Origin of the sequence: Streptomyces sp. NPDC001941, assembly GCF_040296945.1 — a bacterium.
Classification (GTDB): Bacteria; Actinomycetota; Actinomycetes; order Streptomycetales; family Streptomycetaceae; genus Streptomyces.
In genome coordinates this window covers 122,908-135,022 of record NZ_JBEOYE010000003.1, presented here as the reverse complement: position 1 = coordinate 135,022, position 12,115 = coordinate 122,908, and the positions used below count along the sequence as shown (strand labels likewise).

Here is a 12,115-nt window from a genome sequence, read left to right as displayed (position 1 = left end):
CCCTGAAGCGCGGGGGTTCGAAGGGTTCCGGTGGCGCTCCGAAGAGGTCCACCGCCTTGCGCACTTCCTCCAGGGCGCCGCGCAGTGCGCTCACCGACCCGGTCGACCCCGCGACCAGTAACAGCGAGCGGCGCAGGCGGCGGACGTCCGGGACGCCGCCGAGCGCCATCGCGTCGAGCGACGCCAGTTCGTCCTCGGCCACCGCGCGGTCGGCGAACTCGGCGGGGTGACCCGCCAGTTCGCGTCGCAACCGGGCCACCGCGGCGCGCAGACCCCCCACCCTGGGGTCCTCGCCGCCCTCCGTCACGCACCTGCGCCCCGCATTGGGAACAATCAGCACCATTGACCTCCCCGTCGCACACCTTCGTGCTCCATCTCGCTGCCCCAGGACAGTGGTCAAGTGCCTTGGGGTGTGGGCAAGTTAACGCCATGGCGCGTCGATTTCGCCACCGGCGCGACGGAAAAAACGCTAAACGTTCAACGATCTTTTCCGGGGCGCGGGCGGGCCGTGACCGGACCGTGGCCGACCCTTGGCCGGGCCGTTGTGCGGTATGCAGGGAGCATGACGAGTACGACGGACAGAGCGGAAGCGGACGAGACGGCTCCGGGCGGCCGGGTGGCGGGCCTGGTGCTCGCGGCGGGCGGCGGACGGCGCCTGGGCGGGCGGCCCAAGGCGCTGCTCGAACACCACGGGCGGCTCCTGGTGGAGCACGCCCTGGACACCCTGCGCACCGGCGGCTGCGGCCCGCTGCACGTGGTGCTGGGCGCCTCGGCACCGCTGGTGCGCGAGCGCGCCGACCTGGCCGGGTGCGTGGTGACGGAGAACCCGCGGTGGGCCGAGGGCATGGGCTCCTCGCTGCGGGCGGGCCTGACCTCGCTGGCCGGCACGGGCGCCGGGGCGGCCCTGGTGGTGCTGGTGGACCAGCCCGGCATCGGCGGGCGCGCGGTGGCCCGGGTCCGCGCGGCGTACCGCTCCCCCGCGTCACTGGCCGCGGCGGCGTACGGTGGCGAGCGGGGCCACCCGGTGCTCTTCGGGGCCTCCCACTGGGCCGGGATCGCCGACGGCGCGGTGGGCGACCGGGGGGCGCGGGACTACCTCAAGCGGCACGCGGACGTCGTCGAGCTGGTGGAGTGCGGCGACGTGGCGGAGCCGTACGACATCGACACGGAGGCGGATCTGGCCAGGCTCGAGCGGGGCCCGGTATGAGGCCGGACGGCTGCCCGGCGTGAGCGGCGTGGCACTGTGCGCCATGTTCTGTCGAGTCGGAGAATCTCGACATCAACAAACCATTGAACTTCCACCATGAGGAAACTACTATCCACTGTTCAGAAGCGCCCTACAGATCGGAAGGCGCCCGAAGCCGTATCTCGGAGCCGTGGCACTCCGTGCCACCCCTGGCGTCCCGGCGGCCGCCAGGGCTCCGCCGCGAAGGAGTGACAGCACATGTCCGCACCAGCGCCGTCTCCGCTGGCCATCGTCGACGCCGAGCCCCTGCCCCGGCAGGACGAGGTCCTCACCGACGCGGCCCTCGCCTTCGTGGCCGAGCTGCACCGGCTGTTCACGCCCCGGCGTGACGAGCTCCTCGCCCGCCGCGCCGAGCGCCGCGCCGAGATCGCCCGCACCTCCACCCTGGACTTCCTCCCCGAGACCGCCGCGATCCGCGCGGACGACTCCTGGAAGGTCGCCCCGGCGCCGGCCGCGCTGAACGACCGCCGCGTGGAGATCACCGGTCCCACCGACCGCAAGATGACCATCAACGCGCTGAACTCGGGCGCCCGGGTCTGGCTCGCGGACTTCGAGGACGCCTCCGCTCCCACCTGGGAGAACGTGGTCCTGGGGCAGCTGAACCTGATCGACGCCTACGCGCGGAACATCGACTTCACCGACCCGCGGTCGGGCAAGTCCTACGCGCTCAAGGACGCCGACCAGCTGGCGACCGTGGTCATGCGCCCGCGCGGCTGGCACCTGGAGGAGCGCCACCTGCGCTTCGACGGCCGCCCGGTCCCCGGCGCCCTGGTCGACTTCGGCCTGTACTTCTTCCACAACGCCAAGCGCCTGATCGAGCTCGGCAAGGGCCCGTACTTCTACCTGCCGAAGACGGAGTCGCACCTGGAGGCGCGCCTCTGGAACGAGATCTTCGTCTTCGCCCAGGAGTACGTCGGCATCCCGCAGGGCACCGTGCGCGCCACCGTCCTGATCGAGACGATCACCGCCGCGTACGAGATGGAGGAGATCCTCTACGAGCTGCGCGACCACGCCGCCGGCCTCAACGCGGGCCGCTGGGACTACCTGTTCTCCATCGTCAAGAACTTCCGTGACGGCGGGCGGAAGTTCGTCCTGCCGGACCGCAACGCGGTGACGATGACCGCGCCGTTCATGCGCGCGTACACCGAACTGCTCGTGCGCACCTGCCACAAGCGCGGCGCCCACGCGATCGGCGGCATGGCGGCCTTCATCCCCTCGCGCCGCGACGCCGAGGTCAACAAGGTCGCCTTCGAGAAGGTGCGCGCCGACAAGGACCGCGAGGCCGGCGACGGCTTCGACGGCTCCTGGGTCGCCCACCCCGACCTGGTCCCGATCGCCATGGAGTCCTTCGACAAGGTGCTGGGCGACAAGCCCAACCAGAAGGACCGGCTGCGCGAGGACGTCGACGTCAAGGCGGCCGACCTGATCGCCATCGACTCGCTCGACGCCCGGCCCACCTACGACGGCCTGGTCAACGCCGTGCAGGTCGGCGTCCGTTACATCGAGGCGTGGCTGCGCGGCCTGGGCGCCGTCGCCATCTTCAACCTGATGGAGGACGCGGCCACCGCCGAGATCTCCCGCTCGCAGATCTGGCAGTGGATCAACGCCGGGGTCGTCGTCGAGCGCGACGGCGCCGAGCTGCCGGTCACCCCGGAGCTGGCCCGTGAGGTCGCCGCCGCCGAACTGGCCGCGATCCGTGCGGAGATCGGCGAGGAGGCGTTCGCCGCGGGCAACTGGCAGCAGGCGCACGACCTGCTGCTCCAGGTCTCGCTCGACGCGGACTACGCGGACTTCCTGACGCTGCCCGCGTACGAGCAGCTGGTCGGCTGACACAGCGTCAACTCCCGCGTCCAGGACCCCCGGTACCCGACAGTGCCGGGGGTCCTCGGCTGTGCGCGAGCACGCTCAGCGGCTGACCACGACCGTGCGCTGGGCGGAGAAGTCGCCCCAGGTGCCGTCGGGCAGCTTCGCCCGGACCTTCACCGAGTAGCGGGTGCCGGGCGGGTCGGAGACGGTGAAGGAGTACGCGGCCCGGCCCGGCGGCGGCTCGGCGCCCCACACCACGGTGGTGGCGAACTTCCCGTTCAGGTACAGCTGGTGCTCCCTGATCGGGGCGCCGGTCCCCGGCGGCAGCCAGGACAGCTCGATGGAGCGCACCCCGCCCTTGGTGACGGCCTCGGCCCGCAGGCCGGTGGGCGCGGTGGACGGCCCCTCCCCCGCGCGGCCGGCCGTGGTCAGGTCGGCGACCGGGCTGTCCGGCGAGGAGTTGTCGGCGGCGTCGCGGGCGCGCACGGTGAAGGAGTAGATGGTGCCGGGGCGCAGCCCGGCCAGGTGGGCGGTGGTCGCGGTGCCCGGGACGGTGTGCACGCGGGAGTCGGCCTGGTAGACGTCGTACGAGGTGACGCCCCGGTCGTCGGCGGCGCGGGTCCAGCTGAGCGTGACGCCGGGCCCCCCGGTGTCGGCCCGGCCGGTGAGCCGGCCCGGCGCGGTGGGCGGCCGGGTGTCCCGGGCGGTGGCCCGCAGGGTGGTGACGGGCACGGCGGCGCTGGGCGCGGAGCGGTTCCCGGCGGCGTCGCGGGCGCGCACGGTGAAGCTGTACGGGGATCCCGGGGCCAGGCCCACCACGTCGGTCATCAGCGTGCCGCCGGACACCTCCTTCACCACGCGGCCCCGCTGGTAGACCTCGTAGCCGCTCACGCCCCGGTCGTCGCGGGCCGCGCTCCACATCACGTGCACGGTGGTGGCGCTGCCGGACTGCGCGGTCACCCCGGTGGGCGCGCCGGGCGGCGAGGTGTCCTCGGCCCGCCCGCCGCCGCACGCCGAGGCCGCCAGGGAGATCAGGGCCAACAGGACTGTCGCGAGGGGGCGTTGCACGCGGAGGCCTCCCGTCCGAGGGCATTGGTCCAGACCTGTATGGCACAGGTCCCGGCCCCCGGACAAGAGGGCGGTACGGGTCGGGCCGTCCTCAGGTGACGGCGGCCCCCAGGGCGACGAAGCCGCAGACGAGGACGAACAGGATGCCCAGCAGCGGCGCGACGAAGCGCAGGTACTTGTCGTAGCCGACCTTGGCCAGGGCCACGCCGCCGATGGTGACGGCGGTGGTGGGCACCCACAGGTTCATCCAGCCGCTGGCCGCCGCCCAGGCGGTCACCACCACGGCCCGCGAGACGCCGGCGAAGTCGGCCAGCGGGGCGAGGATCGGCATGGCCAGGGTGGCGTGGCCCGAGGTGGACGGGATGAGGAACGCCAGCGGCAGGTTGACCACGAAGACCAGCACCCCGAACAGGGCCGAGGGCGCGCCCCGTACCGCTCCCTCGATGGCGTGCAGCACGGTGTCGGTGATCTGCGAGTTGTTCATGATCACGGTGACGCCGCGGGCCAGCACGATGACCAGGGCCGGGGAGATGAAGTCCGCGGCGCCCTGGATGACCGTCGAGCTGAGCTTCGCCTCGCCCATCCGCGCGACCAGGCCCACCAGGACCGCGGCGAGCAGGAAGAGGGCCGCCAACTGCGGGAAGGACCAGTCCAGTTCCCAGGCGTAGGGGGTGGCGTCCGCGTCCCCGGTGAGCGCGCTGGACCAGGGCACCACCGAGAAGATCATGAAGGCGAAGACCAGGGTGAGCAGCACCAGGACGAGCTTGTGGGTGCGGGTCAGCTCCGGCACCGCGCCGCCCTCGGCCGCGCCCTGCTCGCGGTCGCCGGGCAGGAAGCCGACCAGCGAGCGGGCCGGGTCCTTCCGCACCCGGCTCGCGTAGCGCACCACGTACGCGACGGTGACGGCGGTCAGCACCAGCCACATGGCGAACCGCAGCACGATGCCGTCGCCGAGCGAGATCCCGGCGGCCGAGGAGGCCACTCCGGTGGCGAACGGGTTGACCGTGGAGCACATCACGCCGACGCCCGCGCCCAGGATGATCGCCCCGGTGGCCACCATCCGGTCGTAGCCGAGCGCCAGCATCAGCGGCACGATCAGGCCGTAGAAGCCCAGCGTCTCCTCGGCGAAGCCCTCGACCGTGCCGAGCACCGAGAAGACCACCATGATGCCCGCGATCAGCAGGGCGCCGCGCTCGCGCAGCCGGTGCGCGAGCCGCCCGATGCCCCGGTCCAGGGCGCCGGTCGCGAACACCACCGTGATGAAGGCGCCGATGGCCAGCACGAAGAGGAACACGCCCGCGCTGCCGTACAGTTCACCGGCCAGCGAGGGGCCGACCTCGCCGGTCTTCGGGTCCTGCACGCCGTACAGGCCGTTGACGGGCGAGAGGAACAGGTCGTTCAGCCGGTCCGTGAAGCTCCGGCCGGTGTCGACGCGGTGGTACGTGCCCTCCACCGGCGCCCCGGTATCGGTGCGGTCGTAGCTGCCCGGCGGGATGACGAACGCCAGGACCCACACCGCCAGGGTGACGATCGCCAGGATCGTCAGCGCGCTCGGGAAGCGGAATCCGGAGCGGGGCTGCTCCGCCGGCTCCTGGGGGTCACGGGGCTCCGGCTCGCGGGTGTCCTGGGCCGTCACGAGGCACCGTCCGGGGCGTGGGCGGCGTCCGTGGCGTGGGTCGCGCCCGGGGCGTGGGCGGCGTCGGCTCCGGTCGCCGTGCCGTGCGTACGGGCGAACTCGCGCAGGAACGCGGCCTCGGCGACCACCGCGCCACGCAGCTCGGAGAAGAGCACCCGCTCGTTGGGGGCGTGCAGCCCGCACATGCTGTCCTGGGCGCCGAAGAGCAGCACCTCGGCCCCGGGCGCCGCCTGGGCCAGGCCGTTGACCAGCGGGATCGAGCCGCCGCTGCCCACGTGGCCCGGTTCGGCGCCGAAGCCCTCGCGCAGCGCGGCGAGCGCGGCGCGGTGGGCCGGGCCGCCGGTCTCCGCCTCGAAGCCGGGGCCGGTGTCGCCGGGCGTCACGGTGAGCGCCACCCCGTACGGGCGCAGCTGCTCCAGATGGGCGACGAGCGCGTCACGGGCCTCCCGCGGGTCCTGGCGCGGGTGGAAGCGGAGGTTCAGCTTGGCCCGGGCCCAGGGCACCACGGCGGACGCCGCGTGCTCCACGGACGGGGCGTCCAGGCCGATCACGGTGATCGCGGGGCCGCTGCACAGCCGCTCGCCGAGGCTGCCGGTGCCGAGCAGCGGCAGGCCCTCGCCCACGGTGGCCAGCTCCCGGAACTCCTCCTCGGTGAAGGTCGTCCCCCGCCACTCCTCGCGCCGCAGCCCGGCCACCGCGACGTCGCCGTGCTCGTCGTGCAGGGTGGCCAGGGCGGCGATCAGGGTGAGCAGCGCGTCGGGGGCGGCGCCGCCGAACTCCCCGCTGTGGCGCGGCTCCTGAAGGGTGCGCACCTCCACCACCACCTCGGCGGCGCCGCGCAGCCCGGTGGTCAGGGTGGGGGTGCCGGGGCGCAGGTTGCCCATGTCGGCGATGACCATGGCGTCGCAGGCGAACCGCTCCGGGTCGGTGGGCGGGTAGGCGTCGAAGGCGCTGCCGTACTCCTCCTGGCCCTCGATGACGATCTTCAGCCCGGTCGGCGGCCGGCCCCCGTAGGCCCGCAGCACCCCCAGGTGCACGATCACGTTGGACTTGTCGTCGGCCACGCCCCGGGCGCGCAGGCCGCCCTCGACGGCGGTGGGCTCGAAGGGCGGCGACAGCCACAGCGACTCGTCGCCGGGCGGCTGCACGTCGTAGTGCCCGTACAGCAGCACGGTCGGCGCGTCCGGGGTCGGCGGCGGCACCTCGGCGTAGATCACGGGGGCGGTGTCGGGCAGGTCGAGGCGCTCGATGTGCTCGACGCCCGCGCCGCGCAGCAGCTCGACGACCAGGTCGTGGGCCTGGAGCACGTGCTCGGCGGGGTAGCCGGGGAACGCGATGGACGGGATGGCGGTGAGCCGCTCGAGGTCGGCCCGCAGCCCGTCCATCAGGGAGTCGACCTTTGATCCGAGATCCATGGGACCACGGGACCACAGGGGCGCGGGGCCCGCATCCCGGCCGTGACGGCGCCATCACGGCCGGTCGCCGCCGGACCGGGTGACCGGACTGAGCGGGCGCTCCCCGGACCGGCGGCCGTGACGCGTCACGCGTGACACCTGAGAGGGCACCCCTCACCGGTGACATGTCACCGGTGATACGCGACTCCTCACACATCACGTGTGACATGGCACCGCTCACCCGTGACACTTCACCGGTCACACCCCCGAGAACCGCAGCGGCAGGTACTTGATCCCGTTGATGAAGTCCGAGCGCATCCGGCGCGGCTCCCCCGCCAGCTCCACGTGCGGGTGGCGGCGCAGCAGTGCGCGGGTGAGGGACTTGATCTGGCTGCGGGCCAGGCCAGCGCCCAGGCAGTAGTGCGGTCCGCCGCCGCCGAAGGTCAGGTGCTCGTTGGGGGTGCGCCGCACGTCCAGGACGTCCGGGTCGGCGAAGACCGCCTCGTCGCGGTTGGCCGAGGTGTAGAAGAGCACGGCCTTGGACCCGGCGGGCAACGGCACCCCGCCGATGACGGTGTCGCGGGTCGCGGTGCGCCGGAAGTTGTGGATGGAGCCGTTCCAGCGCAGGAACTCCTCGGTGGCCGTGGCCCACAGCGCGTCGTCGTCGAGGTGGGCGACCAGGTCGGCGCGGACGTCGGGGCGTTCCGCGAGGGTGAGCAGGGTGCCCGCGAGCAGGTTGCGGGTGGTCTCGTTGCCCGCCACGCACAGGGTCACGAAGAACATGTCGATCTCGTGCGCGGTGAGCCGCTCGCCGTCCACCTCGGCGTGCACCAGGGCGCTGAGGATGTCGTCGCGCGGCTCCTCGGCGCGCTCGGCGGCGAGCCGGTCGCAGTAGGCGTAGATCTCGGCGGCCGCGACCTGCCCGTCCTCCTCGGTGGTGCGGAAGTCGGGGTCCTGGTGGCCGACCATCCGGTTGCTCCAGTCGAAGATCCGGTCCTCGTCGGCGGACGGCACCCCGATCATCTCGCAGATGATCTCCAGCGGGAGGCGGGCGGCGACGTCCGCGACGAACTCCACCTCGCCGCCCCGCTCGGCGACCGTGCCGGCCAGGCGCTCGGCGCGCCGCCCGACGTCGGCGGCGAGCTTGCGGATCATGCGCGGGGAGAAGGCAGTGCTGACCAGCTGCCGGTAGCGGGTGTGCTTGGGCGGGTCCATGCCGATCAGGGTGAGGGCGATGCTCTGGAGCGCCTCGGGCGTCTGGTCGCGCACGAAGAACGAGCCGAGCTCGACCGACCACAGCTCGGGGTCGCGGCTGACGGAGACGATGTCGGCGTGCCGGGTCACCGCGTAGAACGGCTGCTGCCCGCCCGGGACCTGGTGCAGGTGGACCGGGTCGTCGCGGCGCAGCCGGGCGAACTGCGCGTGCGGGACCTCGCGGGCCCAGGTGTCCTCCAGGAGATCGATCTCACCGGCGGCGGTCATGTGGTCCTCCTTCGGGGGGTGGTGGCGCGGTCGCGGTGGTGGCGGTGAGGCCGAGCGGTCCGCGCAGCGCCTCGACCACCAGGGCGTCGGGGACGGCGTCGGGGTCGAGCCGGTGCTGCATCGCGCAGCCCAGGAGCACGCCGAGGACGAGCGCCCCGGTCTTCTCGGGCGACCGGGGCAGGGTGGTGCCGGTGGCGCGGGCCCAGTCGGCCAGGCCCTCGCCGAGCCGGGCGCGCACCTCCTCGTACCGGCGGGCGAGGCGGGGGCCCACGGCGGGCCCGCGCGCGGCGTGCAGCCACAGCTCCACCTCCAGCAGCAGCCAGGAGTCCCCGCGCACGGGGTGCGGGCGGGTGAGGCTGCGCCACATGGCGCCGAAGTGGTCGCCCGGGTCGGGGCTGTGGGCGATCTCGGCGGCCAGCTCCTCGGCGGTGCGCTCCTTCCAGACCTCCAGGAGCGCGAGGAGCAGGCCCTCCTTGCCGCCGAAGTGACTGTAGAGCGCGCCGGTGGTGCGGTCCGCGGCCTCGGCGACGGCTTCGGCGGAGACGGCGTGGAAGCCCTTGCGGGCGAAGAGTTCGGCGGCGGCGTCGATCAGCCGGCCGCGGGTGAGCTCCTTGCGCCGGGCCTGGGGCGTACGGGGCGCGGCGGTGCGGGATGCGGTGGTACGGGATGCGGTGCGGGGCGTCACGGGCGGCTCCCGGGCGTCGGTTATATCGGGCGGCCGATATAAGCGCAGGGTCCTGCTTGTCTGACGGATCGTCAAGTAGTCGCGCATACACGTACGGAGGCGATGCGCGGGTTCAACTCCGCGCGGAAAACGCCCGATTCACCCCGTAAGAGTGGCGCGACTTTGCCCCTCCTTTTCCAACAGGCCTTCGCGGGACGGCTGTACGACGTCCGCGCCAACTGATAGGAAAGCTTCCTAACGAAGCACGTCACCCCTCTCCCCCTTGGAGGTAACGGTGCACACCCCCCACCGGCGCCCCTCGCGCCGCTTCGGCCTCGTGCCGCGCGTCCTGCTGGGCCTGACCCTGGTCGCCGTCCCCGTCTCCGCGCACGCGGTCACCACCGGCGGCGCCCCGGCGGCCACGCCCGCCACGGCCGTCGCCGCGCCCGCCGCGCAGGCGGTCGGCCTGGACGACCCGGCGAAGAAGGAGATCGCCATGAAGCTGGTCTCCAGCGCGGAGAACTCCTCGCTGGACTGGCGCGCCCAGTACAAGTACATCGAGGACATCGGCGACGGCCGCGGCTACACGGCCGGGATCATCGGCTTCTGCTCCGGCACCGGCGACATGCTGGACCTGGTCGAGCTCTACGCCCAGCGCAAGCCCGGCAACGTCCTGGCCAAGTACCTGCCCGCGCTGCGCAAGGTCGACGGCACGGACTCGCACGCCGGCCTGGACCCGAACTTCACCAAGGACTGGAAGACGGCCGCGCAGGACAGCGTCTTCACGAAGGCACAGGACGACGAGCGCGACCGGGTGTACTTCAACCCGGCGGTGAGCCGGGGCAAGAGCGACGGCCTGGGCGTGCTGGGCCAGTTCGCGTACTACGACGCCATCGTGATGCACGGCGACGGGTCCGACCCGACGAGCTTCAGCAGCATACGCAAGCGGGCCCTGGCCAAGGCCAAGCCGCCGGCCCAGGGCGGCAACGAGGTCACGTACCTCAACGCCTTCCTCGACGCCCGCGTCTGGGCGATGAAGCAGGAGGAGGCGCACAGCGACACCAGCCGGGTGGACACCGCCCAGCGGGTGTTCCTGAAGGCCGGGAACCTGGACCTGCACACGCCGCTGAGCTGGAAGGTCTACGGCGACAGCTACCGGATCGGCTGACCGGCGACGGGCCCGCCCGACGACCGGCGGACGGCCGCCGTCCGGCCGTCGGCGGGCCCGGGACACGAGATACGCGACACGCGACACGCGACACGACGTGCGGGCCGCCCCCCTTTCCTGGGGCGGCCCGCACGTCGTGTCCGGTCGGTGGGACGGTGCCTGACGGGTGCTCAGTGCGCGGCGGCCGTGTGGCCCGTGCGCTGCTGGGAGATCTCGCCTCCCGGTTCCATCGGCGCGGTGACGTCGTCGGCGTCGCGGCGGTTGCGGCCCAGGTGGTTGAAGAGCAGGTTGAGGACCACGGCGGCCACGCAGCCGGTGGAGATGCCCGAGTCCAGGATGATCTTCGCGGTCTCCGGGAACGCGTGGTAGAACTCCGGCGCGCTGATCGGGATGATGCCGACGGCCAGCGAGACCGCCAGGATCAGCACGTTGTTGTCCTTCTCCAGACCGGCCTTGACCAGCGTCTGGATGCCGCTGGCGGCGACCGAGCCGAAGAGCACCACGCCCGCGCCGCCCAGCACCGGGCGCGGCACCACGGCGATCAGCGAGGCGGCCATCGGGCACAGGCCCATCAGGACCAGGAAGCCGCCGCCGCAGGCGACCACGAAGCGGCTGCGGATGCGGGTCATCGCGACCAGGCCGATGTTCTGCGCGAAGGCGCTGCACATGAAGCCGTTGAAGAGCGGGCTCAGCGCCGAGCCGAGGGTGTCGGCGCGCAGTCCGGCGGCGATGGTCTTCTCGTCGGCCGGGCGCTCCACGATCTCGCCGAGGGCGAGCATGTCGGCCGTCGACTCGGTCATCGAGACGATCATGACCACGCACATGGAGATGATCGCGGCGGCGGCGAACTGGGGCGCCCCGAAGTGGAACGGGGTGGGGAAGCCGATGACCGAGGACTCGGCGACCGGGCTGAAGTCGGTGACGCCGAACGGGATCGCGATCAGCGTGCCGGCCACCAGGCCGATGAGCACGGCGATCTGCTTGACGAAGCCGCGGGTGAAGCGGCGCAGCGCCAGGACGATCACCAGGGTGATCCCGGCGAGGGTGAGGTAGGTGGTCGAACCGTAGTCCGTCGCCTTGGGGTTGGGGCCCTGGGCCCAGCCGAAGGCGACCGGCAGCAGGGATATGCCGATCAGGGTGATCACGGTGCCGGTGACCACCGGCGGGAAGAACCTGACGAGCTTGCTGAAGAACGGCGCGGCGACGAAGCCGAGCACGCCGGCCACGATGATCGCCCCGAAGATCAGGGGCAGCGCGTCGGCCTTGTCCTTGGTGGTGTCGACGATGGCGAGCATCGGCGCGACCCCGGCGAAGGTGACGCCGTTGACGAACGGCAGCCGGGCGCCGATCTTCCAGACGCCGAGCGTCTGCAGGAAGGTGGCCAGGCCCGCGGTGAACAGGCTGGCACCGGTGAGGAAGGTGAGCTCCTTCGCGGAGAGGCCGACGGCCGCGCCGACGATGAGCGGCGGGGCCACCACGCCCGCGTACATCGCGGCCACGTGCTGCAGGCCGCTGGTGAACATCTTCAGGGGCGGGAGCGTCTCGTCGACCGGATGCTTCTGCGGGGATGTCCGGTCGTCGGGGGTTGCGCCTGCTTCTTCGCTGAACCTGGGCTTGGACGCCACGGCGGTTCCTCCGGTCGGTTACACGT

At 72.7% G+C, this 12,115-nt stretch carries 9 protein-coding genes and 1 pseudogene; 3 read left to right on the top strand and 7 right to left on the bottom strand.

The window, feature by feature from the left end:
• Positions 1–28 precede the first annotated feature (28 nt).
• Positions 29–343: pseudogene (locus ABT160_RS04165) on the bottom strand (DUF5955 family protein); the annotation flags it as partial.
• Positions 344–562: 219 nt separating this feature from the next.
• On the opposite strand from ABT160_RS04165, the gene ABT160_RS04160 reads away from it, so the two are divergent.
• Positions 563–1,207, top strand: a complete 645-nt coding sequence (locus tag ABT160_RS04160) for a nucleotidyltransferase family protein (RefSeq protein WP_351643285.1) — start codon at positions 563–565, stop codon at positions 1,205–1,207.
• Positions 1,208–1,444: 237 nt separating this feature from the next.
• On the top strand, positions 1,445–3,076 hold the full coding sequence (gene aceB / locus ABT160_RS04155; protein ID WP_351643283.1) for a malate synthase A: 1,632 nt from the start codon (positions 1,445–1,447) through the stop codon (positions 3,074–3,076).
• Between the two features lie 75 nt (positions 3,077–3,151).
• Here aceB and ABT160_RS04150 read toward each other — a convergent pair whose 3' ends face one another.
• From ABT160_RS04150 to ABT160_RS04130, 5 genes are all read right to left on the bottom strand, one after another.
• Positions 3,152–4,120, bottom strand: a complete 969-nt coding sequence (locus tag ABT160_RS04150) for a fibronectin type III domain-containing protein (RefSeq protein ID WP_351643281.1) — start codon at positions 4,118–4,120, stop codon at positions 3,152–3,154.
• 91 nt (positions 4,121–4,211) lie between these two features.
• Complete coding sequence (locus tag ABT160_RS04145) at positions 4,212–5,666, bottom strand: YfcC family protein (RefSeq protein ID WP_351643673.1); 1,455 nt, start codon at positions 5,664–5,666, stop codon at positions 4,212–4,214.
• Between the two features lie 86 nt (positions 5,667–5,752).
• Entirely contained in the window at positions 5,753–7,171 is a 1,419-nt protein-coding gene (locus ABT160_RS04140) for a M20/M25/M40 family metallo-hydrolase (RefSeq protein WP_351643279.1), read from the bottom strand.
• 237 nt (positions 7,172–7,408) lie between these two features.
• On the bottom strand, positions 7,409–8,632 hold the full coding sequence (locus ABT160_RS04135) for a cytochrome P450 (RefSeq protein ID WP_351643277.1): 1,224 nt from the start codon (positions 8,630–8,632) through the stop codon (positions 7,409–7,411).
• The gene (locus tag ABT160_RS04130; RefSeq protein ID WP_351643274.1) at positions 8,616–9,317 is read right to left on the bottom strand and encodes a TetR/AcrR family transcriptional regulator; all 702 of its coding nucleotides are present in this window, start codon (positions 9,315–9,317) and stop codon (positions 8,616–8,618) included. Before ABT160_RS04130 ends, ABT160_RS04135 begins: the two co-directional genes overlap by 17 nt.
• Positions 9,318–9,591: 274 nt before the next feature.
• On the opposite strand from ABT160_RS04130, the gene ABT160_RS04125 reads away from it, so the two are divergent.
• The gene (locus ABT160_RS04125; protein ID WP_351643273.1) at positions 9,592–10,464 is read left to right on the top strand and encodes a chitosanase; all 873 of its coding nucleotides are present in this window, start codon (positions 9,592–9,594) and stop codon (positions 10,462–10,464) included.
• A gap of 170 nt (positions 10,465–10,634) precedes the next feature.
• Here ABT160_RS04125 and ABT160_RS04120 read toward each other — a convergent pair whose 3' ends face one another.
• On the bottom strand, positions 10,635–12,089 hold the full coding sequence (locus tag ABT160_RS04120) for a nucleobase:cation symporter-2 family protein (RefSeq protein ID WP_502984155.1): 1,455 nt from the start codon (positions 12,087–12,089) through the stop codon (positions 10,635–10,637).
• Positions 12,090–12,115: the final 26 nt, after the last annotated feature.